A 23,666-nucleotide genomic window follows, 5' to 3' on the forward strand; every position below is an offset into this window, starting at 1 on the left:
ACCTGAAACCGAATTTAAGGAACCACAGACAATGGCTATCGAGATCAAAGCCCCCACTTTCCCGGAATCGGTTGCTGATGGCACCGTTGCCACCTGGCACAAGCAACCGGGCGACGCGGTCAAGCGCGACGAACTGATCGTCGACATCGAAACCGACAAAGTCGTGCTGGAAGTGCTGGCTACCGCTGACGGCGTGCTGGGCGCTATCGTCAAGAACGAAGGCGAAACCGTTCTGTCCGACGAAGTCCTGGGCTCCATCGTTGAAGGTGGCGCTGCTGCCGCTGCTCCAGCCGCCGCTGCTCCGGCCGCTGCCGCTGCTCCAGCTGCCGGCGCTGACGAAGACGCTATCGCAGCTCCGGCTGCTCGCAAGCTGGCCGAAGAAAACGGCATCAACCTGGCTTCCGTCAAAGGCACCGGCAAAGATGGTCGTGTAACCAAGGAAGACGTGGTTGCCGCTGTCGAAGCCAAGAAAGCTGCTCCTGCTGCCGCACCTGCCAAGGCTGCTGCTCCGGCTGCCGCTGCTCCTGTGTTTGCCGCTGGCGATCGCATCGAGAAGCGCGTACCGATGACCCGCGTACGTGCCACCGTGGCCAAGCGTCTGGTTGAAGCTCAATCGAACATGGCGATGCTGACCACTTTCAACGAAGTCGACATGACCGAAGTCATGGCCCTGCGTTCGAAGTACAAGGACCTGTTCGAGAAGTCCCACAACGGCGTGCGCCTGGGCTTCATGTCGTTCTTCGTGAAAGCAGCTACCGAAGCGCTGAAACGCTTCCCGGCTGTCAACGCCTCGATCGACGGCGGCGACATCGTTTACCACGGCTACGCTGACGTCGGCGTTGCAGTTTCCAGCGATCGCGGCCTGGTTGTACCGGTTCTGCGTAACGCCGAACTGATGAGCCTGGCTGAAATCGAAGGCGGCATCGCCACCTTCGGCAAGAAAGCCCGCGACGGCAAACTGTCGATGGACGAAATGACCGGTGGTACTTTCACCATCACCAACGGTGGTACTTTCGGTTCGATGATGTCGACCCCGATCGTCAACCCGCCACAAGCAGCCATCCTGGGCATGCACAACATCATCCAGCGTCCGATGGCCATCAACGGTCAGGTCGTTATCCGTCCGATGATGTACCTGGCACTGTCCTACGATCACCGTCTGATCGATGGCAAAGAAGCTGTGACCTTCCTGGTGACCATCAAGAACCTGCTGGAAGACCCGGCTCGTCTGTTGCTGGATATCTGATAGAAGCAGCCATGGGTTGCAAGCACGGGCTGTCGGAAAACCCGCAGCCTGGCTTGCCGCTCGCGGCTTGAAGCTTTTCGCTAAAGAGGATTTTTTGAATGTCGCAGAAATTTGACGTAGTAGTGATCGGCGCGGGCCCTGGCGGCTACGTGGCTGCCATCAAGGCCGCTCAGCTTGGTCTTTCGACGGCCTGCATCGAGAAGTACACCGACAAGGAAGGCAAACTGGCTCTGGGCGGTACTTGCCTGAACGTCGGCTGCATTCCATCCAAGGCCCTGCTGGACAGCTCGTGGAAATTCCACGAAGCCCAGGACGGTTTCGCGATCCACGGTATCAATCACGCTGGCGTGACCATGGACGTGCCAGCGATGGTCGGCCGCAAGGCCAACATCGTCAAAGGCCTGACCTCCGGCGTTGCGACCCTGTTCAAAGCCAACGGTGTGACCTCCATCCAGGGTCACGGCAAGCTGCTGGCCGGCAAGAAAGTCGAAGTCACCAAGCCAGACGGTTCGGTAGAAATCATCGAAGCCGAAAACGTCATCCTGGCTCCAGGTTCGCGTCCGATCGACATTCCGCCAGCTCCGGTTGACCAGAATGTGATCGTCGATTCGACTGGCGCCCTGGAATTCCAATCCGTGCCCAAGCGTCTGGGCGTGATCGGCGCTGGCGTGATCGGTCTGGAACTGGGTTCGGTCTGGTCGCGTCTGGGTGCAGAAGTGACCGTCCTGGAAGCCCTGGACACCTTCCTGATGGCAGCCGACGCCGCTGTTTCCAAGGAAGCGCTGAAAACCCTGACCAAACAGGGTCTGGACATCAAGCTGGGCGCTCGCGTAACCGGTTCCAAAGTGAACGGCGACGAAGTCGTGGTGAACTACACCGATGCCAAGGGCGAACAGAACATCACTTTCGACAAGCTGATCGTAGCCGTTGGTCGCCGTCCGGTGACCACTGATCTGCTGGCTGCCGACTGCGGCGTGACCCTGGACGAGCGCGGTTTCGTGCACGTTGACGATCACTGCGCCACCACCGTACCGGGCGTCTACGCCATCGGCGACGTGGTTCGCGGCATGATGCTGGCGCACAAAGCCTCGGAAGAGGGCATCATGGTTGTCGAGCGCATCAAGGGCCACAAGGCCCAGATGAACTATGATCTGATCCCGTCGGTTATTTATACTCACCCGGAAATCGCATGGGTTGGTAAAACCGAGCAGGCCTTGAAAGCTGAAGGCGTTGAAGTTAACGTCGGCACCTTCCCGTTCGCAGCCTCTGGCCGTGCTATGGCTGCCAACGACACCGGTGGTTTCGTCAAGGTCATCGCAGATGCCAAGACAGACCGCGTATTGGGCGTCCACGTGATTGGCCCAAGCGCCGCGGAACTGGTTCAGCAGGGCGCGATCGGTATGGAATTCGGCACCAGCGCTGAAGACCTGGGCATGATGGTTTTCTCCCATCCGACCCTGTCTGAAGCCTTGCACGAAGCTGCTTTGGCTGTGAATGGCGGCGCCATCCACATCGCCAACCGCAAGAAGCGTTAAGACAATAAGAAACCACGGCGGAATGGCCCGTCGTGAGCCTTGCATGCAAGACTCACCGCGGAATATCCGCTGGACGCAGTCTTGCATAGCTGCACCGGGTATCCGGAAAGGCTATGCAAGCAGCAGTCACAGGTGGTGCGGCACTTGAATGAGTGCAGCACCGAATGCGCAGTACCTAACGAAGACGGTAATAAGCATGAATCTTCACGAGTATCAGGGTAAGCAGCTGTTCGCTGAATACGGCCTGCCAGTTTCCACCGGTTACGCGGTAGACACCCCGGAAGCAGCAGCAGAAGCTTGCGACAAAATCGGCGGCAGCGAGTGGGTTGTCAAAGCCCAGGTCCACGCCGGTGGTCGCGGTAAAGCGGGCGGCGTAAAGCTGGTTCGCAGCAAAGAAGACGCCAAAGCCTTCGCACAGCAGTGGCTGGGCAAGCGTCTGGTGACTTACCAGACTGACGCCAACGGTCAGCCAGTCACCAAGATCCTGGTTGAATCGTGCACTGATATCGCTAAAGAGCTGTACCTGGGCGCTGTCGTTGACCGTTCGAGCCGTCGTATCGTGTTCATGGCTTCCACCGAAGGTGGCGTGGACATCGAGAAAATCGCTCACGACACTCCAGAAAAAATTCTGAAAGCCACTATCGATCCACTGGTTGGCGCTCAGCCATTCCAGGGTCGCGAGCTGGCATTCCAGCTGGGTCTGGAAGGCAAGCAAGTTGCCCAGTTCGCCAAGATCTTCGTAGGTCTGGCCAAACTGTTCAAGGATCACGACCTGGCCCTGCTGGAAGTGAACCCGCTGGTGATCAAGGCTGACGGCGATCTGCACTGCCTCGATGCCAAGATCAACATCGACGCCAACGCCATGTACCGTCAGCCCAAGCTGAAGACTTTCCACGATCCGTCGCAAGACGATCCGCGCGAAGCGCACGCTGCCAAGTTCGAACTGAACTACGTAGCGCTGGAAGGCAACATCGGTTGCATGGTCAACGGTGCTGGCCTGGCCATGGGTACCATGGACATCGTCAACCTGCATGGCGGCAAACCAGCCAACTTCCTCGACGTGGGCGGCGGTGCTACCAAGGAACGCGTTACCGAAGCGTTCAAGATCATCCTGTCCGACACTAACGTCGCTGCAGTACTGGTCAACATCTTCGGCGGCATCGTTCGTTGCGACATGATTGCCGAAGGCATCATCGGCGCCGTGAAAGAAGTCGGCGTGAAAATCCCGGTTGTTGTTCGCCTTGAAGGCAACAACGCTGAGCTGGGCGCTAAAGTACTGGCAGAAAGCGGTTTGAACATCATCGCTGCTACCAGCCTGACCGACGCTGCTCAACAAGTTGTCAAAGCTGCGGAGGGCAAATAATGAGCGTCCTGATCAATAAAGACACCAAAGTTATCTGCCAGGGTATTACCGGTTCGCAAGGTAGTTTCCACACCCAGCAAGCCATCGAGTACGGCACCAAGATGGTTGGTGGTGTAACTCCAGGCAAAGGCGGCACCGAGCACCTGGGCCTGCCAGTGTTCAACACCGTGAAAGACGCAGTAGCTGCCACTGGCGCCACCGCCAGCGTGATCTACGTTCCGGCTCCTTTCTGCAAGGACTCGATCCTGGAAGCTGCCTTCGGCGGCATCAAGCTGATCGTGTGCATCACCGAAGGCATTCCTACCCTGGACATGTTGGACGCTAAAGTTAAGTGCGACGAGCTGGGCGTAGTCCTGATCGGCCCTAACTGCCCAGGCGTGATCACCCCAGGCGAATGCAAGATCGGCATCATGCCAGGTCACATTCACTTGCCAGGCAAGGTCGGTATCGTTTCCCGTTCCGGCACCCTGACCTACGAAGCTGTGAAGCAGACTACTGACGCCGGTTTCGGTCAGTCGACTTGCGTCGGCATCGGTGGTGACCCGATCCCGGGTTCGAACTTCATCGACATCCTGAAGCTGTTCCAGGAAGACCCGAAGACCGAAGCGATCGTGATGATCGGTGAGATCGGCGGTTCGGCTGAAGAAGAAGCGGCTGCCTACATCAAGGCACACGTGACCAAGCCGGTTGTTTCCTACATCGCTGGTGTGACTGCTCCTCCGGGCAAGCGCATGGGCCATGCTGGCGCAATCATCTCTGGCGGCAAAGGCACTGCAGACGAGAAATTCGCTGCTCTGCAAGATGCAGGCGTTAAAACCGTGCGTTCGCTGGCAGACATCGGCAAGGCCCTGGCCGAGCTGACCGGCTGGGCTGTCAAGTAAGCCTCGCGCTTAGCTTGCAACTCTGCTGACAAAGGCCACCTTCGGGTGGTCTTTGTCGTTTCCGGGATATGTGTTGATGGAACTGACGCCTTCGCGAGCAGGCTCGCTCCCACAGGTATGCGCGTTCCAATGTGGGAGCGAGCCTGCTCGCGAAGACGGACTTACAGTCGACAATCATTAACATGCAAAAACGCGACACAAAGATGTCGTATATCGGATAGTTCGCCCTCTAACAGTGCGTTTATCGGCCAAATTCGTTAGGCTACGCGCCATTTTTGCGTCTGCGGCCCACAAGGCGGCAACGCGCTAAAAGGGTCGGTCTTATACGGACTGACAGCATTTCCCTCACCCATAGGGAAATCCCTCTCTAAATTCCGATTCAGTAGTGTGGTATTTCCTTAATGAAAGTGTTGAAAGGCCAGGACATCCTGGCACTTGGTTTTATGACGTTTGCCCTGTTCGTCGGGGCTGGCAACATCATCTTCCCGCCTATCGTCGGTTTGCAGTCCGGGCCTAATGTCTGGATGGCGGCGCTGGGTTTTCTGGTCACCGCTGTGGGGTTGCCGGTGATCACCGTTGTTGCGCTGGCCAAGGTCGGCGGGGCAATGGATGCATTGAGCAGTCCGATCGGTAAACTGGCAGGCGGTCTGTTGGCGGCAGCGTGCTATCTGGCTGTAGGGCCACTGTTCGCGACGCCACGTACCGCCACAGTATCGTTCGAAGTGGGCCTGGCGCCGCTGACCGGCGAGAGCCCGCTGGGGCTGTTCCTGTACAGCTCGGTCTACTTCCTGCTGGTGTTCTTCATTTCGCTGTATCCGGGCCGTCTGCTGGATACCGTAGGGCGCTTCCTTGCACCGCTGAAGATTATCGCCCTGGCTGTACTCGGCATTGCAGCATTCGCCTTGCCGGCCGGTGACATTGGCCAGGCAACCCCTGAATACGTGGCGGCACCGTTTTCCCAAGGTTTCATCAATGGTTACCTGACCATGGATACCCTGGGCGCCCTGGTGTTCGGCATCGTCATCGTCAACGCCATCCGTTCCCGCGGTGTCGAGTCGCCAGCACTGATCACCCGTTACGCGATCATCGCTGGCCTGATCGCCGGTGTCGGCTTGGCGCTGGTGTATGTCAGCCTGTTCCGTCTCGGTTCGGGCAGCCATGAAGTGGCCGCTGGCGCTACTAATGGCGCGGCGGTTTTGCATGCCTACGTGCAGCACACCTTCGGTTCGCTGGGCAGTGGTTTCCTTGCCGTGCTGATTTCGCTGGCGTGCCTGGTGACCGCGGTCGGCCTGACCTGTGCCTGCGCCGAGTACTTCAGCCGCGTATTACCACTGTCCTACAAGACACTGGTGATCATCCTCGCCGCGTTCTCGCTGCTGGTGTCCAACCTGGGCCTGACCAAGCTGATTGCGTTCTCGATCCCGGTACTCACCGCGATCTACCCGCCGTGCATCGTTCTGGTGGCGCTGAGCTTCTGCAAGGACTTCTGGCATGAGCAGGGTCGTATCCTCGGCCCGGTGATGCTGGTGTCGTTCATCTTCGGCCTGATCGACGCCCTCAAGGGGGCAGGCCTGGCGGACTGGATGCCGACGCAAATGGCCCACCTGCCGCTGAGCGAGCAGGGCCTGGCCTGGCTGGTGCCGTCGGTGATGACACTGGTGGTCGCGGTGGTTTGCGATCGCCTGCTGGGCAAGCGCGCCGAAGCCTTGGCTTAAGTCGCTTCACGGCCCGCCACAAGCGGGTCTTGAGCAGAAACAGAAATGCCCCGTATCAATCGATACGGGGCATTTTTTTTGTGAGGGATGCGGTGCCTTTTCCGTTGAGCTAACGTCGAAGCACTGCAACACCCTATGTGGGAGCGAGCAGGCTCGCTCCCACAAGGTTTCAGTGTTCCGTTACTACTTCACAAGGACCTGCATGTCGTTCATCCAAGCCAACCTGATTCACATTCTAGCCGCCGTCTGGTTCGTTATCTGCTGGGGCGGCTACACCCGCTATGCCACCTGGAAGGGCCGTGATACCGCGTGTCTGGCCAGCGTTCTGCACCTTTATCGCGAAGACTGGATGCGCCGCATGCTGCTGCGCGACAACCGCATCGCCGATGCCAGCGTGATCGGCAATCTGGAGCGCAACGCTTCGTTCTTCGCCTCCAGTACCTTGATTATCCTGGCGGGTATTCTCACGGTGCTGGGGGCTTCGGAGCGGGCGGTATCGTTGCTGGCGGATATCCCGATGGTGCAACAGGCATCCCAGGGCATGTCGGAAATCAAGTTGCTGTGTCTGGCGCTGGTGTTTGTCTATGCGTTCTTCACATTCAGTTGGTGTATGCGCCAGTACAACTTTGCCGCCATTCTGGTCGGCTCGGCGCCGATGGTCGGTGAACGTCATGTGTCGGAGCAAGAGCGCAAGGCGTTCGCTTCCCGTGCGGCTCGCGTCATTTCCATGGCTGCCAACCAGTTCAACTTTGGCCTGCGCTCTTATTACTTTGGCATGACCATGCTGGCCTGGTTCGTCAGCCCATGGCTGTTCATGTTGATGAGTGCCGGTGTGGTGTTCGTATTGTATCGCCGCGAGTTTCACTCCGACGTTCTCGACGTAATGGTCTATACCCCTACAGAGGCGCCATTGCCCGAGGCGAATAAAGAGGCTGCCTGATCGGGCGCCCGCGCGCTGGCTATCCAGTGTGTAACTGGAAGGACCTGGCCTGGCAACGCAGTCTGGTTTGGCTGGTGGGATTAATCTGTTCGCTGTTGTTGATGATTAGTCCGACTTTTCGAACGATTTTGCTCTAACCACTTTTTTCAAGGCAAAAGAAAACCCGCACTTGGCGGGTTTTCTTTTGTCACGCTAAAAACCGTATTAGTTCTTAGGTGCTTCCGGAGCGGCTGGAGCAGCCTCTTTTGCCGCTTCTGTGTTCGATTCAGCCTGATCTTTGGCGGCTTCGGCGTTTTCTTTCGCCGCGTCGTTCACTTTATCCTGAGCTTCGTTCATTTTTTGCTGGGCTTGCTCAGCTGGTTGGTTGGCATCTTGAGCTTTGTCCTCGGATTTTTTATCGCAGGCAGCGAGACCGAGGGAAGCGGTCAACATCAAGGCAATAGCTAAAGTCTTACGCATAGGGTGTTTCTCCTGATGAAAAGCATCTACTGGCATTAAGAGCACATGCATCAGGGTTAAGTTCCTTAATTCTTTCAGATATATAAGTTTGCTCTAGTGCGGAACTTTTACCCGGACCGCCACCCCACTGTAAAAACATAAACAAGAGCTTTTATCAAATGGCTGAAAACCCCGTTTTTGAGCGTGCGATGCGCTTTCTGTCGGCGCTGCGACATTGTCAGGTACTTGGACTAAGCGTTCACAGTGCCAACAACGAAGGGCTGACGATTGTGCTGCCGTACAGCCCGCAGATCGTCGGCAATCCCGAAACCGGCGTGATTCATGGCGGGGCGCTGACCTCGCTGATGGACACCGCCTGTGGCATGGCGACCCTCTGCGTACTCCCGGAATTCGAAGTCTGCCCGACCCTCGACCTGCGCATCGACTACATGCACGCCGCCGAGCCACATAAGGATGTCTACGGCTTTGCCCAGTGCTATCGGGTCACCACCGACGTGATTTTTGCCCGTGGCTTCGCCTATCAGGATGACCCCGGGCAACCCATTGCCCATGTGATGGGCACTTTCATGCGCATGGGCAAGAACATCAAAGGCACCAAGGGCTTTGGTGGCACGGTTATCGGAGGTGCGCAATGAGCGAGTCGCTCAAGGATCAATTGCAAAAGGCCCATGAGCAGGGCGATTACGCCGCGCTGCTGGATTTGATTCCCTATGCCCGGCTGATCGGCGTCGAATGTTCACGGGTGGGAGATGAGCTGCTGTTCAAGCTGCCGGCGAACAAGGACAACATCGGTAACCCTTTGTTGCCGGCGATTCATGGCGGCGTGATCGCCGGTTTCATGGAGTTGGCCGCGGCGCTGCACCTGTTGGTGTTTACCGGATCGCCCGGGGTGCCGAAGATCATCGACTTCTCCCTGGATTACCTGCGAGCCGGGCAATTTCGCGATACCTGGGCCCGATGCCAGGTCTGGCGCCAGGGTCGCCGGGTCGCCAATGTGGCGATTACCGCCTGGCAAAGCACCGAAGCCGAACCCATTGCCACGGCCCGTGCACATTTCAAACTCGAAGAGCCCTTGAAATCCTGAACTCAGCCCCAAACTCTGAGGACAACCCGCCGTCGACCCTCATGGTCGCGGCTTATGCCATCTGATTGGAGTTTGATGACCATGAGTGTGGAAACTCAAAAGGAAACCCTGGGCTTCCAGACCGAGGTGAAGCAACTGCTGCATCTCATGATCCATTCGCTGTATTCCAACAAGGAAATTTTCCTTCGCGAATTGATCTCGAACGCCTCTGACGCTGTCGACAAATTACGTTTCGAAGCCCTGGCCAAGCCAGAGCTGCTGGAAGGTGGTGCCGAACTGAAAATCCGCGTGAGCTTCGACAAGGACGCTAAAACCGTCACTCTCGAAGACAACGGTATCGGCATGAGCCGTGAAGACGCGATCACCCACCTGGGTACCATCGCCAAGTCCGGCACCGCCGATTTCATGAAGCACCTGAGCGGCGACCAGAAGAAAGATTCGCACCTGATCGGCCAGTTCGGTGTCGGTTTCTACTCCGCCTTCATCGTCGCCGATAAAGTCGATGTGTACAGCCGTCGTGCCGGCAGCGCTGCCAGCGAAGGCGTGCACTGGTCGTCCAAGGGCGAAGGTGATTTCGAAGTTGCGACCATCGACAAGGCCGAACGCGGCACTCGCATCGTCCTGCACCTGAAATCCGGTGAAGACGAGTTCGCCGATGGCTGGCGCCTGCGCAACATCATCAAGAAGTACTCCGACCACATCGCCTTGCCGATCGAGTTGCCGAAAGAAGTGGCCGCTACCGAAGGCGAAGAGCAGCCGGCCGTTGAGTGGGAAACCGTCAACCGCGCCAGCGCCCTGTGGACCCGTCCGCGTACCGAGATCAAGGACGAGGAATACCAGGAGTTCTACAAGCACATCGCTCACGATTTCGAAAACCCGCTGAGCTGGAGCCACAACAAGGTCGAAGGCAAGCTCGAATACAGCTCGCTGCTGTACGTGCCGACCCGTGCGCCGTTCGACCTGTACCAGCGTGAAGCGCCGAAAGGCCTGAAGTTGTACGTACAGCGCGTGTTCGTCATGGATCAGGCCGAGTCTTTCCTGCCGCTATACCTGCGCTTTATCAAAGGCGTGGTCGACTCCAATGACCTGTCGCTGAACGTGTCGCGGGAAATCCTGCAGAAAGACCCGATCATCGACTCGATGAAGTCGGCGCTGACCAAGCGTGTCCTGGACATGCTGGAAAAACTGGCGAAGAACGAGCCTGAGCAATACAAGGGCTTCTGGAAAAACTTCGGTCAGGTCATGAAAGAAGGCCCGGCAGAAGATTTCGCCAACAAGGAGAAAATCGCCGGCCTGCTGCGTTTCGCATCGACCCACGGCGACGATGGCGAGCAGGTTGTTGGCCTGGCCGAGTACCTGGCGCGCGCCAAGGAAGGTCAGGACAAGATCTACTACCTGACCGGCGAAACCTACGCCCAGGTCAAGAACAGCCCGCACCTGGAAGTCTTCCGCAAGAAAGGCATCGAAGTGCTGCTGCTGACCGACCGTATCGACGAGTGGCTGATGAGCTACCTCAGCGACTTCGAAGGCAAGAGCTTTGTCGACGTGGCGCGCGGTGACCTGGACCTGGGCAATCTGGACTCGGAAGAGGACAAGAAGGCTGCGGAAGAAGTCGCCAAGGCCAAAGAAGGTCTCGTTGAGCGTCTGAAGACCGCGTTGGGCGAATCCGTTGCGGAAGTTCGGGTGTCCCATCGCCTGACCGATTCGCCGGCGATCCTCGCGATCGGCGAGCAGGACCTGGGCTTGCAGATGCGCCAGATCCTGGAAGCCAGCGGCCAGAAGGTTCCGGATTCGAAGCCGATTTTCGAGTTCAACCCGGCTCACCCGCTGATCGAGAAGCTCGACAACGAGCAGAGCGACGAGCGCTTCGGCGATCTGTCGCACATCCTCTTCGATCAGGCGGCCCTGGCGGCCGGCGACAGCTTGAAAGACCCGGCGGCCTATGTGCGCCGTCTGAATAAGCTGTTGGTCGAGCTATCGGCCTGACTGTGTTGTAGAAAAACCCGCTTCGGCGGTTTTTTTCATTTCGGTGCTAAAACATCAGGAGTCAGAAATGAGCCAAATCACTGTACGTTCCGTTGCCTATCAGATTGACGGCCAGGCTTACGAAAGCCGTCTGGCCTTCGATGCCGACCATAAAGGCCCGCGCCCGGGTTTGTTGATGGCGCCGAACTGGATGGGCGTCAGCGCCGGTGCCGAGGAGATCGCCAAATCGGTGGCCTCCAAGGGTTATGTGGTGCTGATTGCAGACCTTTACGGTCAATCGATTCGTCCGACGAACAATGACGAGGCCGGCGCTGCCATGATGCCGTTGAAGAATGACCGCCCATTGCTGCGCAAGCGCATGCAGGTGGCATTCGAACAGTTGCAAAGCCAGGGTGAAGTGGCTGTCGATACTTCGAAACTGGCCACTTTCGGTTTCTGCTTCGGCGGTTGCTGTGCCCTGGAGTTCGCCCGTACCGGCGCGCCAGTGAAAGCGGCGGTGTCGTTCCACGGCACGCTGGACACACCGAATCCGGCCGACGCGAAAAACATCAAGGGTAAGGTCCTGGTACTGCATGGTGCCTCCGATCCACTGGTGCCGAAGGAGCAGTTGCCGGCGTTCGAAGATGAAATGAACGCGGCCGGTGTGGACTGGCAGTTGCTGAGCTACGGCGGTGCGTTCCACTCGTTCACCGACCCCCACGCCAACGTGCCGGGCATGATGATGTATGACGCCAAGGTGGCTGCCCGGGCGTTCACGTCGATGCACAACTTGCTGGATGAAGTGTTCAAGGGCTGATCGTGATTTGGTCGGTGTGAGTGCCGGCCCCTTCGCGGGCAAGCCCGCTCCCACAGGGAATTGTGTTGTTTGCAGGTTTCTGTGACCGACTCGGTCAAATGTGGGAGCGGGCTTGCCCGCGAAGGCGACCTGACAAACGATAGAAAAACTAAGGCAGTTCGATCCGCTCGCTTTCCCCCGGCACGGTAGGCCAATCCCCAGCCGCCCAACGCCGGCGTGCTTCATCAATTGTTGCCGGATCGCTCGCGACAAAATTCCAGTTGATCCGTCGTGGCCCGTCCAGCGGTGCGCCGCCAAACAACACGGCATGACTGTCGCTTTCAGCAAACAGTGTCATCTCTTCCCCCGCAGGCAGTACCACCAGCGAGTACGGCGCTATCGGCTCGCCATCGAGTTGCACTTCGCCGCTCAACACATACAGCGCACGTTCTTCATGCTCGGTGGGGATCAGCAATGTCGTCGCCGTTTGCAGGTGCAGTTCCGCGTACAACGTAGGAGAAAGCACCGGCACGGGCGATTCCAGGCAAAAGCCTGACCCGGCAATCATGCGAATCTTCACCCCCAGGTTTTCGCTGACCGGCAATGTGGAAGATGGATGGTGGCTGTAATGCCCCGGACCTTGTTCTTTGTCCTTGGGCGAAGCCAGCCAGATTTGCAATCCGTGCATGGTGAAGCCGCTTTCTCTCAGGGCTTCTGGCGTGCGTTCGACGTGGGCGATGGCACTGCCGGCCGTCATCCAGCTGACGTCGCCAGTCCCGACCACTTGATCGGAGCCGAGGCTGTCCTTGTGCTGGATCTGCCCCTGGAACAAGTAGGTGAGGGTGGACAGGCCAATGTGTGGATGCTGGCGGATGTTCATGCCTTTGCCCGGTGGATAACGGGTTTCCAGCATGTGGTCGAAAAACACGAATGGCCCGACGCTGCGGCACTTGGCCGATGGCAGCGGGCGGAGAATCGGCTGGCCTTCGACATCTTCGGCGCGGGGGCGGATCACGAGCGGAGTGTTCATGGTGCGTTCCAGGCTGAGCGGGTAATGCGTTCGAGCATAACCCGCTTGCGCAGCCCTTGCCGCTATTGGCTGAACGCGCCTTCGGACAAATGCGTTTCGATGCTGACTTCAGAGGTGGTCATCAGCTTGTGGATCGGGCAGCGATCGGCCACGCGGTGCAGTTCATCGCGCTGGGCGTCGGTGAGTACGCCCTTGAGGGTCAGTTTGACGTGCAGCGCGTATTTACCTTTTTGCTCTTCACTGTTGTCGCGCTTGACCTCCACACCGACACCGGTCAGCGGGATGTTTTTCTTTTTGGCATACAGCTTCAGGGTCAGGGCTTTGCAGGCACCCAGCGCGGCATCGAAATAATCGTGTGGCTCCGGTGCCGAGCCTTCACCACCCGCCGTGACGGGCACGTCGGCGAAGAGTTCGTGGTCATCGATCTGGATGCTGTGGCGAAAGCCTTCGGCTGAAACGGTGTTGACAGTAACGGTCATGGGAAACCTCGCAGGCGACAGGAAAACTCATTCGATCAAAAAAGACCTTGAAGGTATAGAGCCATCGCGCTTTTCGGGTGCTCCAATCTTCGAGCCCACAAAAAAGCCCCGCGACTGCGGGGCTTTTCGTAGTGCGCCCAGCATGGGCGCAATCTTGTGGGTGAAAGTCCCGCCGTGAGCTGACCACAGCGAACGAAGTGAAGCGCAACTGCATGAGGGTGACCGAGTGTGGGGAGGAAGCGTGAATCGAAACCGTGAGCCGATGAACAAGAACCGGATACAAGGCGAAGCCGATCAGGGCGAGCGAGCCATGAATCGCGAAGCTCTTGTGGTCAAAGATCAGGCTGCGTAAATCCGGCGGTTGTGCGGGGAAGGATTGCGTTCTTACCTGGGGAGATCTCGCCTTGTGCCTGAAAGGGCGACGGCGTCAGCCGGAGCGAGAAGTCAGCAGAGGCCGTAGTAGTTTTTTTTTTTGACGAAGGGCTGAACGAGAGAAAGCGTTATAGGCCATGTTGATGCGAAAGACCGGAAGTCAGATGCCTGCCAAACGCGGGGCGGATGGAGATAACGAGCGGTGAAGCCGTGAGAAGTCCTGTCAGCGACGAGGTCAATCGCCCGCAAGATGAATCCGACAACGCAGGGCAAGGGCTGCTGGAACGGGCCTTTGCGAGAGAAAACCTGAAACGGGCGTGGAAGCGGGTCAAGGCCAACAAAGGTGCAGCGGGAGTCGACGGTCTGGACATTGAACAGACGGCCGAACATCTGCTCACTCAGTGGGCGGCGATTCGTGAACAGCTTCTGTCAGGTGTCTACCGGCCCAGTCCGGTACGCCGCGTGGTCATTCCAAAACCCGACGGCGGTGAGCGCGAGCTGGGTATTCCAACGGTCACCGACCGTTTGATCCAGCAAGCCTTGCTGCAAATCTTGCAGCCATTACTCGATCCGACTTTCAGTGAACACAGCTACGGCTTCCGTCCGGGACGCTGCGCGCAGGACGCCGTTTTAGCGGCCCAGCGGTATGTGTCCTCGGGGCGCAAAGTGGTGGTGGATGTGGATCTGGAGAAGTTCTTCGACCGGGTCGATCACGACATTTTGATTGATCGTTTACGCAAGCGGATTGCGGATCGGGCGGTTATCCGACTGATCCGGGCGTATCTGGATGCGGGAACGCAGATCAATGGCGCGGTCGAGAAAAGCCGTTGCGGGGCGCCGCAAGGCGGTCCGCTGTCACCGCTGCTGGCGAACGTGTTGCTGGACGAAGTGGATCGGGAGCTTGAACACCGAGGTCATTGCTTCGTGCGCTATGCCGACGATGCGAATGTGTATGTTCGCAGCCACAAGGCGGGCCAGCGGGTGATGATCTTGCTGAGGCGTCTGTATGAAAAGCTGCACCTGAGCGTCAACGCGAGCAAGAGTGCGGTGACGAGTGCATTTGGTCGCAAGTTTCTTGGGTACGCCTTCTGGGCCTCTCCACAAGGCGTCAAAAGAGCAGTGGCGATCAAGGCGCGTAAGCAGTTCAAGCAACGGATACGCGAACTCACCCGCCGCTCAGGTGGCCGCAGTATGCGACAAGTTGTCGAGCATCTACGCCCTTATCTCTTGGGCTGGAAAGCTTACTTTGGGTTGTCACAAACACCGAGAGTTTGGCGAGAGCTGGACGAATGGATACGACACCGACTGAGAGCAATCCAGCTTAAGCAATGGAGACGTGGCTCGACGATCTACCGCGAACTGAGGGCGCTGGGAGCCAGCAGCCAAACGGCCCGGAAAGTGGCGGCCAACTCGCATAGCTGGTGGCGTAACAGCCGATTTGAGCTGAATCGAGTGTTGGATATAGCGTGGTTCGACAGGCTGGGACTGGTGCGTCTCTCATAACCTCAATCTCTCGAACCGCCCGGTGCGGACCCGCATGCCGGGTGGTGTGGCAGGGGAGCGGCCTATGAAGGCCGCCCCCTATGCCGATTCGATCCGGATCAGCTGCCTTTGACTGGCTTGCCGTTGACCGTACCGTCCAGGAGCATGATGTTGTATTCCTTGCCGTCGGTTTCGACTTGTTGCAGGCGGACCAGCAGGTAATCCCAATCCTTGGCGAACCACATCACGGTGATGCGTTTGTTTTGTGTCGGGTCGCGTACACGTTCAACCTTGATCGCATCGATCTTGCCGGCCTTGGTGTCGACCTTTTCAGCGCCCAGCACGCGGAAGTCATAGGTATCGACTTCACCGCCGTCGACCACCTGATAACTCATGCTTTTTTTGCCGGCGGCGACGTCGTGCTGCAGGGCCAGTTGATAGCTGGATTTGTCGAGCATGCCGCGGTTCAGCGGAACCTTGACCGCGTCGCCGCGATCGGTACCGGTGACCATCTTGGTGTTCCAGTCGAAATCCAGATCCGCTTTCTTGGCCTTGCCCAAGCCGCCACGTTCAAAGTGGTACGACTCTGGAAGAAGCGTGTCCTTGTCCATGGTCAGGGTGCTTTCCTCGGACAGGCTGGCGATCATCATCGATGCCTTGAAACTCAGTTTCCATTTGCCATCACTGGTTTTTTCGAGGTTGCGCTCGGCAGTGCCACTCATGGGCAGCTGTTTCCAGTCGGCGGTGTAGCTGGCGGAGAAAGGTTGAAGGTCTGCCGCCTGGGCGAAGGGCAAGGCAAGCAGAGCGCAAGCGAAGAGCAGGGCGCGATGCATAAAATCTCCTAGTTTCGAATCAAGTGGCCGCTGGCCGCGAGTAACTGTCCATCCAGTAAAGCACCTTGCTCGCCGAGGGCCAGACGACCTTCGGCAAACCAGCGTACGGCCATCGGGTAGATCAGGTGTTCCTGAACATGGACCCGCTGCGCCAGACTCTGCGGCGAATCCTGTAACTCTACCGGTATTACAGCCTGTACGACCAGTGGTCCGCCATCGAGTTCCTCAGTGACGAAGTGCACGGAGCAGCCGTGCTCGGTGTCGCCGGCCTCCAGCGCGCGCTCATGAGTGTGTAACCCTTTGTATTTGGGTAGCAGCGAGGGATGGATATTGAGCAGGCGACCCTGATAGTGGCGTACGAAACCAGCGCTGAGAATGCGCATGAATCCGGCCAGTACCACGAGTTTGGGGTTGAAGGCGTCGATCAGTTCGATCAGCGCGGCGTCGAAGGCCTCGCGACCTTCGAAAGCCTTGTGATCCAGGGAGCGGGTGTCGATACCCGCGTCCCTGGCGCGTTGCAGGCCGTAGGCGTCGGCGCGGTTGGAGATCACCGCAGCGATGCGGACCGGGCTGTTGCCGGTCCGCGTGCTGTCGATCAAGGCCTGCAAGTTACTGCCGGTGCCGGACAACAGCACCACCACATCACAGGTGACGGACATTAATGAGCCTTGAGGTTCTTCAGTTCAACCTGGGCCGCGCCTTCGGCAGCGGTGGCGATCTGACCGATGACCCAAGGCTGCTCGCCAGCTTCACGCAGTACGTTCAGCGCGGTTTCAACGTGCTCTTGAGCCACGCAGATCACCATGCCGACGCCGCAGTTCAGCACGCGGTGCATTTCGTTTTCGTCGACGTTGCCTTTCTCTTGCAGCCAGTCGAACACGGCCGGGCGGTTCCAGCTAGCCACGTCAACCACGGCTTGCGCGCCTTTTGGCAGAACGCGCGGAATGTTGTCCAGCAGGCCGCCACCGGTGATGTGGGCCATGGCTTTGACAGCGCCGGTTTCCTTGATCAGCTTGAGCAGCGGCTTCACGTAGATACGGGTCGGGGCCATCAGCAGATCGGTCAGCGGCTTGCCGTCGAGCTGGGTGTTTTCGATGTCGGCACCGGACACTTCGATGATCTTGCGGATCAGCGAGTAGCCGTTGGAGTGCGGGCCGGAAGACGGCAGGGCGAGCAAGGCGTCGCCGGCAGCCACTTTGGAACCGTCGATGATTTCGGATTTTTCAACGACGCCGACGCAGAAACCGGCCAGGTCGTAGTCTTCGCCTTCGTACATGCCAGGCATTTCAGCGGTTTCGCCACCGACCAGGGAGCAGCCGGACAGTTCGCAGCCTGCGCCGATGCCGGTCACGACCTGGGTCGCGGTTTCGACGTTGAGTTTGCCGGTGGCATAGTAGTCGAGGAAGAACAGCGGTTCAGCGCCGCAGACCACCAGGTCGTTCACGCACATGGCAACCAGGTCGATGCCGATGCTGTCGTGCTTGTTCAGGTTCAGTGCCAGGCGCAGCTTGGTGCCGACGCCGTCAGTGCCGGAAACCAGCACAGGCTGCTTGTAGCCGGCCGGGATTTCGCAGAGGGCGCCGAAACCGCCCAGGCCGCCCATGACTTCCGGGCGCGCAGTGCGCTTGGCGACGCTCTTGATGCGTTCGACCAATGCTTCACCGGCGTCGATGTCTACACCGGCGTCCTTGTAGCTCAGGGAGGGTTGCTTGCTCATGATCCAGGCCTTTAGGGGGGGATTTCTGGGTAACGACCGAGTCCGTCGGGAGCGCCGAAACTGCGTAGGCGAGAACCATGCGCGCTATTCGGACACTACCCGGCTGTTGCCGGTCTGCGAAGGCGCGCGATTTTATCAGGCTTGAGCCGCAGCGGCCATCCTCAGGCCGACAGCAGGGCCATATCCGGTCAAAAAAAACCGTTGATGCGCGGTGTCAGTGGCATCCTGCATGGCTGTATAAGGTATCGCGATTAACCGTCTATCGTTATGACAGTGCGAAAACTTACCCGGAACGTGTGAATGTTTTGCGTCGGGCAACGGTCACAGTCTTGCTCGATCGTCTTCATGCGGTCTGTTCCAGCCGCTCTTGTCGTCAGGAATCTTTCATGCGTTTTTGTAAATTCTTGCTTGTGAGTTGTTTGTCAGTGGTCAGCCTGGTCAGTCAAGCCGAAACCGTCAAAGGCCTTTACCTGGTGCGCGAGCCGGTGAATGGCCAGTCGCCCGAGGAGCGCGACCAGGCGACTCAGCGTGCGTTGGACACGCTCGTATTGCGCCTGACCGGCGACCCCAAGGCCGCTCAAAATCCGGGGCTGGCGGCAATTCGCAAAGACCCGCAACAGATCATCAGCCAATACGGCTTTGAGGCCGGGCCGCCGGAAGTCCTGAAGGTCGATTTCGATCCGGGTACCACCGAGCAGGCCTTGCGTCGTGCCGGCCTGGCCATGTGGGGGGCCAATCGGCCGTCGATCCTCGGCTGGTGGTTGAATGAGTCCGCCGAGGGTTCAAGCCTGGTGGGCGACGGCCAGGCCAGCGCGGCGCCGCTGCGTCGGGCTGCCCAGCACCGTGGCTTGCCATTGCGCTTGCCGTTGGCGGATTTGAATGAGCAGATCGTCGCCACTGCGCCGAATCTGGAAGGCGCAGATCCCGAGCCTTTGCAAGCGGCATCGGAACGCTACAACGCCGACGCCCTGCTCGCGGTACACGCCAAGGAAGAGGGCGGGCAGTGGCAAGCCAAGTGGCAATTGTGGCTGGGGGATAAAAAAGAGGCCGGCAGTGTGCAGGGAGCCGATCAGGCCGCCGTGGCCGATGCGGTGATGCTGGCGGTCAACGAGCGCCTGGCGCCGCGGTTTGTCGCCAAACCCGGCGCTTCGAGCGAGCAATTGCTGGAAGTGCAAGGCATGAATCTTGAGCGCTACGCGTCGCTCGGACGATTGCTGGAGCCGTTTGGCGGGCGTGTGCGCAGTGTCGAGGGTGACCGGATTCTTTATCGGGTCAATGGCAGCGTCGATCAACTGCGTGCGCAACTGTCGCTGGCGAGGTTGCAGGAAACGTCGGCAGCTCAAGCTCCGGCTCCGGCAGTGCCGGCTCAGCCTGCCGTCGGTGGTGCGGTGTCTGCACCTGCGCCCGCCCCAATCCCGCAACTGCGTTTTCGCTGGTAGTTTTTCTTTCTTTATATAGAAGCAATGGAGTGGTTCATGGCCGATACGCGGCGTTGGTTCTGGCTCGGTGGGGTGGTCCTGCTGTGTGTGTTTGTCTGGTTGTTGCATCCGATCCTGACGCCGTTCCTGGTGGCGCTGCTGTTGGCCTACCTGTTCGACCCGCTGGTGGACCGGCTGGAGCAGGCAGGCCTTTCAAGAACCTGGGGTGTCGTGGCGGTGTTTACCCTGTTTACATTGATCTTCACCGCGCTGCTGTTGGTCTTGGTGCCGTTGCTCGCCAGGCAGTTGTTTCGTTTGTATGAACTGGCTCCGCAGATGCTCGACTGGCTGCAGCACACGGCGTTGCCCTGGGCGCAATCGAAGTTCGGCCTGTCGGACGGTTTCTGGAAGTTCGACAAGCTCAAGGCTGCCATCAGCGAGCATATGAGTCAGACCACTGATGTTGTCGGCGTGGTATTGAGTCACGCCACGGCCTCGGGGTTGGCGCTGATCGGCTGGCTGGCGAACCTGGTGTTGATTCCGGTGGTGAGCTTCTACCTGTTACGGGATTGGGACCTGATGATGGCCAAAATCCGCAGCCTGCTGCCCCGTGACCGTGAAGCGCGCGCAGTATTGCTGGCGGGTGAATGCCATGAAGTGCTCGGCGCGTTCGTGCGCGGGCAGCTGCTGGTGATGGTGGCCTTGGGCGTGATCTATGCGGCAGGCTTGATGGTGGTTGGGTTGGAGCTGGGCCTGCTGATTGGCCTGATTGCCGGCCTGGCGGCGATCGTGCCGTATATGGGGTTTATCATCGGCATTGGCGCGGCGCTGCTTGCGGGGTTGTTCCAGTTCGGTGGTGATCTTTATCCGATGCTCGGTATTGTCGCGGTGTTCATGGTCGGCCAGGCGCTGGAGGGTATGGTGTTGACCCCCTTGCTGGTCGGTGACCGGATTGGCCTGCACCCGGTGGCGGTGATTTTCTCGATACTGGCCGGTGGTGAGCTATTTGGCTTTACCGGTGTGCTGCTGGCATTGCCGGTCGCCGCGGTGATTATGGTGCTGTTACGCCATGTGCATGATTTGTATAAAGATTCTGAAATTTACGGAAGGGTCGACGAACCGCGGATGTAAGGAGCGTCGATAGCCGCTGGCAGGCTGCCCGGGTTCGTACCGGATCAGCCTGCTGGCGTCACCCGACTGTCACATGCACCGCCAAAGAATCTGCCACAAAACCGGTGCATTAACGCAAACCTTTGATTTTGCTTGTGGTCTGTCGCATTGTGCGGTCCGCTTCACGGGTATAAACTTCGCAAACTTTACACAGAGGCCACTAACGGTTCCTTTGGAACTGTTCAGTCAGCATGAAACCGATTCAGCTGCCCCTAGGTGTGCGTCTGCGTGACGACGCCACCTTTATCAACTACTACCCAGGCGCCAATGCCGCTGCACTCGGCTATGTCGAGCGGCTGTGCGAAGCCGACGCCGGCTGGACCGAAAGCCTGATCTACCTTTGGGGCAAGGACGGGGTAGGGCGTACGCACCTGTTGCAGGCCGCCTGCCTGCGCTTCGAGCAATTGGGCGAGCCGGCGGTGTACTTGCCATTGGCCGAGCTGCTCGATCGCGGCATTGAAATCCTCGACAACCTCGAACAGTACGAACTGGTCTGCCTGGATGATTTGCAAGTGGTTGCCGGGCGAGCTGACTGGGAAGAGGCGCTGTTCCATCTGTTCAATCGCCTGCGCGACAGCGGCAGACGCTTGCTGATTGCCGCGTCGACATCCCCGCGTGAGTTGCCGGTGAAACTGGCGGATCTCAAATCGCGCCTGACCCTGGCCTTGATCTTCCAGATGCGCCCGCTGTCCGATGAGGACAAACTGCGTGCCCTGCAATTGCGTGCGTCCCGGCGCGGCCTGCATCTGACCGATGAAGTCGGGCATTTCATTCTGACTCGCGGTACCCGCAGCATGAGTGCGCTGTTCGAGTTGCTCGAGCGTCTCGACCAGGCCTCCCTCCAGGCTCAGCGCAAGCTGACAATCCCGTTTTTGAAAGAAACCCTCGGCTGGTAAACCCGCTGAAACCGGGGCTTTTAGCCGGCTCGGCAAATTTCAGGCGCCAGAAACTCCGCTTTCCTGCAAGGTTGCAGGCCGCGTGTATGTTTAAAATGGGCTTAAGCGCTTAGATGTAAACGAGAAACGGATAAGTCACAAAAAGATCGATTGAATTTGCAAATGAGGATGATAGCGGGCATAGTCTCGGCTTCTTTACAACTATCAGCCACGGTCGTGCCCATGCTAAATCGCTTCGCACCCCTCGTGCCTCTCGCACTCGTTACCCTGTTGTTCGGTTGCGCTGCCCACACTCCAGTGGCCCAGCAGCAGCAACAGCAGGTTCAAAACCCGGCCACTGCCCAGTCTTCCGCTCTTTATCAGGAAGCTCTTTACCAAGAAGAGAAGGCCACCGAAAAAGAACTCGCAGACTTCGCTGGCGGCAAGTCCTACCAGCTTCCGGTCCTGGCCGACAGCATCCTCGAACGTGGCATGTCCCTGATCGGTACCCGTTACCGTTTCGGCGGCACTTCTGAAGCCGGCTTCGACTGCAGTGGTTTCATCGGTTACCTGTTCCGCGAAGAAGCGGGCATGAACCTGCCACGCTCCACCCGCGAAATGATCAACGTGGACGCTCCGCTGGTCTCGCGCAGCAAACTTGAGCCGGGCGACCTGCTGTTCTTCGCAACCAACGGTCGTCGTGGTCGCGTCAGTCACGCCGGGATCTACCTGGGCGACAATCAGTTCATCCACTCCAGCAGCCGCCGCAGCGGTGGTGTGCGCATCGATAGCCTGGGTGACAGCTACTGGAGCAAGACCTTCATCGAAGCCAAGCGCGCCCTGGCAATGGCACCTAACGCGTCGCCAATCGTCACTGCACGTAAATAAGCGGACAATTTGTAAGGCGAACTTAAAGTCTTACTTGAAGTTTGTCGTGTAGCCGCTAGAATCTTGATCTACAAATGATGGCAAACCGCCTGCGTCCAACGCAGGCGGTTTTCTTTTCTGCGCTCCCAGCAGAAAACGCCGCAGCCAGATCAGGATGTTCTGCTTATGACGACGTCGGCCCGCCTCGCAATCATGTTTTTCGCAGCGCTGCTCAGTGCCTGCGCCAGCCGCACACCGCCTCCTGCGCCGGTGGTTCGCGCTCCCATCGTATTTGGCTCCCCGCAAGCTTTTTCGCCCGAGGCGGAAGACGTGCTGTTTCGCGCGCTCGGCCTGGTGGGTACGCCTTATCGCTGGGGTGGCAATACGCCGGATTCCGGATTTGATTGCAGCGGCCTGATCGCCTACGTGTATCGCGATGTCACCGGTATTTCGTTGCCGCGCACCACTCGCGAGATGATCTCCATGCAAGCGGCGAATGTGGGCAAGGAAGGCCTGCAAACCGGTGACCTGCTTTTCTTTGCCACCAATGGCGGTTCCCAGGTCAGTCATGCCGGCATCTACGTGGGAGAAGGGCGCTTTGTCCACGCACCGGCCACCGGCGGCACCGTGAAGCTCGACAGCTTGTCCAAGGCGTATTGGCAAAAGGCTTACCTGAGCGCCAAGCGTGTTCTGCAGCCCGAACATTTGGCGCGCAATCCGTAACTTCCGGAGCTGATGGTCATGACGGCTCGTACGCTCAATCTCGACGACGACCTGTATCAATACCTGCTCGATGTTTCCCTGCGCGAAACGCCACTGCTCAAGCGCTTGCGCGATGAGACCCAGGCGCTGCCAATGGCGCGTTGGCAGGTGGCGCCAGAGCAGGGGCAATTTCTCGCCTTGCTGGTGCAACTGACGGGGGCCAGGCGCTTGCTCGAAATCGGCACCTTTACCGGTTACAGCGCGTTGTGCATGGCGGCGGCATTACCGGCGGACGGTTCGCTGATTTGCTGTGACATCCCCGGCGACTACAACGCCATCGCGCGACGCTACTGGCAAGAAGCGGGGCTCGCCGGGAGGATTGACTTGCGACTGGCCCCGGCGCTGGAAACCCTCGCCGAGCTTGAGCGACAAGGGCAGGACGGGCAGTACGACCTGGTGTTCATCGATGCCGACAAGGCCAACTACCCGGCTTATCTGGAGCACGCCCTGCGATTGCTGCGGGTCGGTGGGCTGGCGGTGTTCGATAACACCCTGTGGAGTGGGCGCGTGCTTGAGGTCAGTCCCGAGAGTGCGGACACCCGGGCAATCCAGGCGCTCAACCGGGCGTTGAAGGATGATGTGCGGGTGGATCTGTCGTTGTTGCCGATCGGCGATGGTTTGACCCTTTGCCGTAAACGCTGAGCGCCTGTAGGAGTGAGCCTGCTCGCGATGACTGT

Annotated in this window: 23 protein-coding genes and 1 pseudogene; 18 read left to right on the forward strand and 6 right to left on the reverse strand. The window is 58.7% G+C overall.

What is annotated here, in order from left to right; translation table 11 throughout:
- Positions 1-31 precede the first annotated feature (31 nt).
- The 7 genes and pseudogenes from odhB to AC3IX1_RS08400 form a co-directional block, all read left to right on the forward strand.
- The gene (gene odhB / locus AC3IX1_RS08370) at positions 32-1,246 is read left to right on the forward strand and encodes a 2-oxoglutarate dehydrogenase complex dihydrolipoyllysine-residue succinyltransferase (RefSeq protein WP_489387816.1); all 1,215 of its coding nucleotides are present in this window, start codon (positions 32-34) and stop codon (positions 1,244-1,246) included.
- A gap of 98 nt (positions 1,247-1,344) precedes the next feature.
- Complete coding sequence (lpdA, locus tag AC3IX1_RS08375) at positions 1,345-2,781, forward strand: dihydrolipoyl dehydrogenase (protein WP_053156817.1); 1,437 nt, start codon at positions 1,345-1,347, stop codon at positions 2,779-2,781.
- Positions 2,782-2,977: 196 nt separating this feature from the next.
- A complete protein-coding gene (sucC, locus tag AC3IX1_RS08380; protein WP_007919879.1) occupies positions 2,978-4,144 on the forward strand; it encodes an ADP-forming succinate--CoA ligase subunit beta in 1,167 nt (388 codons plus the stop codon).
- Positions 4,144-5,025: a succinate--CoA ligase subunit alpha gene (sucD, locus tag AC3IX1_RS08385; RefSeq protein WP_007919877.1), complete on the forward strand. Its 882-nt coding sequence runs from the start codon at positions 4,144-4,146 to the stop codon at positions 5,023-5,025. Before sucC ends, sucD begins: the two co-directional genes overlap by 1 nt.
- A gap of 401 nt (positions 5,026-5,426) precedes the next feature.
- A complete protein-coding gene (gene brnQ, locus AC3IX1_RS08390; RefSeq protein WP_489387817.1) occupies positions 5,427-6,740 on the forward strand; it encodes a branched-chain amino acid transport system II carrier protein in 1,314 nt (437 codons plus the stop codon).
- Positions 6,741-6,942: 202 nt separating this feature from the next.
- Positions 6,943-7,680 carry a DUF599 domain-containing protein gene (locus AC3IX1_RS08395; RefSeq protein WP_489387818.1) on the forward strand — a complete coding sequence of 246 codons (738 nt, stop codon included), beginning with the start codon at positions 6,943-6,945 and terminating at the stop codon, positions 7,678-7,680.
- Between the two features lie 20 nt (positions 7,681-7,700).
- Positions 7,701-7,817: pseudogene (locus tag AC3IX1_RS08400) on the forward strand (MAPEG family protein); the annotation flags it as partial.
- Positions 7,818-7,884: 67 nt separating this feature from the next.
- Here the strand turns inward: AC3IX1_RS08400 and AC3IX1_RS08405 are convergent.
- Positions 7,885-8,139, reverse strand: coding sequence for a hypothetical protein (locus AC3IX1_RS08405; protein WP_489387819.1), 255 nt, complete (start codon positions 8,137-8,139; stop codon positions 7,885-7,887).
- Positions 8,140-8,297: 158 nt separating this feature from the next.
- Between AC3IX1_RS08405 and AC3IX1_RS08410 the strand changes: the two genes are divergently transcribed.
- The 4 genes from AC3IX1_RS08410 to AC3IX1_RS08425 all read left to right on the forward strand — a co-directional run bounded on the left by AC3IX1_RS08410 (position 8,298) and on the right by AC3IX1_RS08425 (position 12,005).
- Positions 8,298-8,774 (forward strand): PaaI family thioesterase, encoded by a 477-nt coding sequence (locus AC3IX1_RS08410; protein WP_489387820.1) that lies wholly within the window; start codon positions 8,298-8,300, stop codon positions 8,772-8,774.
- Positions 8,771-9,223: a PaaI family thioesterase gene (locus tag AC3IX1_RS08415; protein WP_008049698.1), complete on the forward strand. Its 453-nt coding sequence runs from the start codon at positions 8,771-8,773 to the stop codon at positions 9,221-9,223. Before AC3IX1_RS08410 ends, AC3IX1_RS08415 begins: the two co-directional genes overlap by 4 nt.
- A gap of 81 nt (positions 9,224-9,304) precedes the next feature.
- On the forward strand, positions 9,305-11,209 hold the full coding sequence (gene htpG, locus AC3IX1_RS08420) for a molecular chaperone HtpG (protein ID WP_489387821.1): 1,905 nt from the start codon (positions 9,305-9,307) through the stop codon (positions 11,207-11,209).
- 67 nt (positions 11,210-11,276) lie between these two features.
- A complete protein-coding gene (locus AC3IX1_RS08425; protein WP_489387822.1) occupies positions 11,277-12,005 on the forward strand; it encodes a dienelactone hydrolase family protein in 729 nt (242 codons plus the stop codon).
- A gap of 148 nt (positions 12,006-12,153) precedes the next feature.
- Here the strand turns inward: AC3IX1_RS08425 and AC3IX1_RS08430 are convergent, their stop codons facing one another.
- A complete protein-coding gene (locus AC3IX1_RS08430) occupies positions 12,154-13,014 on the reverse strand; it encodes a pirin family protein (RefSeq protein WP_489387823.1) in 861 nt (286 codons plus the stop codon).
- Between the two features lie 62 nt (positions 13,015-13,076).
- Positions 13,077-13,493 carry an OsmC family protein gene (locus AC3IX1_RS08435; protein WP_489387824.1) on the reverse strand — a complete coding sequence of 139 codons (417 nt, stop codon included), beginning with the start codon at positions 13,491-13,493 and terminating at the stop codon, positions 13,077-13,079.
- A 558-nt stretch (positions 13,494-14,051) separates the two neighbouring features.
- Here AC3IX1_RS08435 and ltrA point away from each other — a divergent pair.
- Positions 14,052-15,368 (forward strand): group II intron reverse transcriptase/maturase, encoded by a 1,317-nt coding sequence (gene ltrA / locus AC3IX1_RS08440; RefSeq protein WP_489387825.1) that lies wholly within the window; start codon positions 14,052-14,054, stop codon positions 15,366-15,368.
- Between the two features lie 98 nt (positions 15,369-15,466).
- Here the strand turns inward: ltrA and AC3IX1_RS08445 are convergent, their stop codons facing one another.
- From AC3IX1_RS08445 to purM, 3 genes are read right to left on the reverse strand one after another with little or no spacing between them, the layout of a single operon-like run.
- The gene (locus tag AC3IX1_RS08445; protein ID WP_489387826.1) at positions 15,467-16,180 is read right to left on the reverse strand and encodes a DUF3108 domain-containing protein; all 714 of its coding nucleotides are present in this window, start codon (positions 16,178-16,180) and stop codon (positions 15,467-15,469) included.
- Between the two features lie 8 nt (positions 16,181-16,188).
- On the reverse strand, positions 16,189-16,839 hold the full coding sequence (gene purN, locus AC3IX1_RS08450; RefSeq protein ID WP_489387827.1) for a phosphoribosylglycinamide formyltransferase: 651 nt from the start codon (positions 16,837-16,839) through the stop codon (positions 16,189-16,191).
- Positions 16,839-17,897 carry a phosphoribosylformylglycinamidine cyclo-ligase gene (gene purM / locus AC3IX1_RS08455; RefSeq protein WP_489387828.1) on the reverse strand — a complete coding sequence of 353 codons (1,059 nt, stop codon included), beginning with the start codon at positions 17,895-17,897 and terminating at the stop codon, positions 16,839-16,841. Before purM ends, purN begins: the two co-directional genes overlap by 1 nt.
- 386 nt (positions 17,898-18,283) lie before the next feature.
- Between purM and AC3IX1_RS08460 the strand changes: the two genes are divergently transcribed.
- From AC3IX1_RS08460 to AC3IX1_RS08485, 6 genes are all read left to right on the forward strand, one after another.
- The gene (locus AC3IX1_RS08460; protein WP_489387829.1) at positions 18,284-19,336 is read left to right on the forward strand and encodes a DUF2066 domain-containing protein; all 1,053 of its coding nucleotides are present in this window, start codon (positions 18,284-18,286) and stop codon (positions 19,334-19,336) included.
- A gap of 36 nt (positions 19,337-19,372) precedes the next feature.
- A complete protein-coding gene (locus AC3IX1_RS08465) occupies positions 19,373-20,446 on the forward strand; it encodes an AI-2E family transporter (RefSeq protein ID WP_489387830.1) in 1,074 nt (357 codons plus the stop codon).
- 230 nt (positions 20,447-20,676) lie between these two features.
- Positions 20,677-21,381: a DnaA regulatory inactivator Hda gene (gene hda, locus AC3IX1_RS08470; RefSeq protein ID WP_007984552.1), complete on the forward strand. Its 705-nt coding sequence runs from the start codon at positions 20,677-20,679 to the stop codon at positions 21,379-21,381.
- A 222-nt stretch (positions 21,382-21,603) separates the two neighbouring features.
- On the forward strand, positions 21,604-22,248 hold the full coding sequence (locus AC3IX1_RS08475; RefSeq protein ID WP_489387831.1) for a C40 family peptidase: 645 nt from the start codon (positions 21,604-21,606) through the stop codon (positions 22,246-22,248).
- Between the two features lie 165 nt (positions 22,249-22,413).
- A complete protein-coding gene (locus AC3IX1_RS08480) occupies positions 22,414-22,950 on the forward strand; it encodes a C40 family peptidase (protein WP_489387832.1) in 537 nt (178 codons plus the stop codon).
- A gap of 18 nt (positions 22,951-22,968) precedes the next feature.
- Entirely contained in the window at positions 22,969-23,631 is a 663-nt protein-coding gene (locus AC3IX1_RS08485; protein ID WP_489387833.1) for an O-methyltransferase, read from the forward strand.
- Positions 23,632-23,666 lie beyond the last annotated feature (35 nt).

The organism is Pseudomonas sp. KH_046_2 (genome assembly GCF_057838985.1).

Bases quoted from the DNA above. Each gene is read 5' to 3' on its own strand.
- AC3IX1_RS08475 (WP_489387831.1), top strand. From the start codon at position 21,604: ATGCTAAATCGCTTCGCACCCCTCGTGCCTCTCGCACTCGTTACCCTG.
- AC3IX1_RS08445 (WP_489387826.1), bottom strand. From the start codon at position 16,180: ATGCATCGCGCCCTGCTCTTCGCTTGCGCTCTGCTTGCCTTGCCCTTC.
- AC3IX1_RS08485 (WP_489387833.1), top strand. From the start codon at position 22,969: ATGACGGCTCGTACGCTCAATCTCGACGACGACCTGTATCAATACCTG.
- AC3IX1_RS08410 (WP_489387820.1), top strand. From the start codon at position 8,298: ATGGCTGAAAACCCCGTTTTTGAGCGTGCGATGCGCTTTCTGTCGGCG.
- AC3IX1_RS08435 (WP_489387824.1), bottom strand. From the start codon at position 13,493: ATGACCGTTACTGTCAACACCGTTTCAGCCGAAGGCTTTCGCCACAGC.
- brnQ (WP_489387817.1), top strand. From the start codon at position 5,427: ATGAAAGTGTTGAAAGGCCAGGACATCCTGGCACTTGGTTTTATGACG.
- AC3IX1_RS08465 (WP_489387830.1), top strand. From the start codon at position 19,373: ATGGCCGATACGCGGCGTTGGTTCTGGCTCGGTGGGGTGGTCCTGCTG.
- lpdA (WP_053156817.1), top strand. From the start codon at position 1,345: ATGTCGCAGAAATTTGACGTAGTAGTGATCGGCGCGGGCCCTGGCGGC.
- AC3IX1_RS08460 (WP_489387829.1), top strand. From the start codon at position 18,284: ATGCGTTTTTGTAAATTCTTGCTTGTGAGTTGTTTGTCAGTGGTCAGC.
- purN (WP_489387827.1), bottom strand. From the start codon at position 16,839: ATGTCCGTCACCTGTGATGTGGTGGTGCTGTTGTCCGGCACCGGCAGT.
- AC3IX1_RS08415 (WP_008049698.1), top strand. From the start codon at position 8,771: ATGAGCGAGTCGCTCAAGGATCAATTGCAAAAGGCCCATGAGCAGGGC.
- odhB (WP_489387816.1), top strand. From the start codon at position 32: ATGGCTATCGAGATCAAAGCCCCCACTTTCCCGGAATCGGTTGCTGAT.
- ltrA (WP_489387825.1), top strand. From the start codon at position 14,052: ATGGAGATAACGAGCGGTGAAGCCGTGAGAAGTCCTGTCAGCGACGAG.
- purM (WP_489387828.1), bottom strand. From the start codon at position 17,897: ATGAGCAAGCAACCCTCCCTGAGCTACAAGGACGCCGGTGTAGACATC.
- htpG (WP_489387821.1), top strand. From the start codon at position 9,305: ATGAGTGTGGAAACTCAAAAGGAAACCCTGGGCTTCCAGACCGAGGTG.
- AC3IX1_RS08395 (WP_489387818.1), top strand. From the start codon at position 6,943: ATGTCGTTCATCCAAGCCAACCTGATTCACATTCTAGCCGCCGTCTGG.
- AC3IX1_RS08430 (WP_489387823.1), bottom strand. From the start codon at position 13,014: ATGAACACTCCGCTCGTGATCCGCCCCCGCGCCGAAGATGTCGAAGGC.
- sucC (WP_007919879.1), top strand. From the start codon at position 2,978: ATGAATCTTCACGAGTATCAGGGTAAGCAGCTGTTCGCTGAATACGGC.
- AC3IX1_RS08425 (WP_489387822.1), top strand. From the start codon at position 11,277: ATGAGCCAAATCACTGTACGTTCCGTTGCCTATCAGATTGACGGCCAG.
- AC3IX1_RS08480 (WP_489387832.1), top strand. From the start codon at position 22,414: ATGACGACGTCGGCCCGCCTCGCAATCATGTTTTTCGCAGCGCTGCTC.
- hda (WP_007984552.1), top strand. From the start codon at position 20,677: ATGAAACCGATTCAGCTGCCCCTAGGTGTGCGTCTGCGTGACGACGCC.
- AC3IX1_RS08405 (WP_489387819.1), bottom strand. From the start codon at position 8,139: ATGCGTAAGACTTTAGCTATTGCCTTGATGTTGACCGCTTCCCTCGGT.
- sucD (WP_007919877.1), top strand. From the start codon at position 4,144: ATGAGCGTCCTGATCAATAAAGACACCAAAGTTATCTGCCAGGGTATT.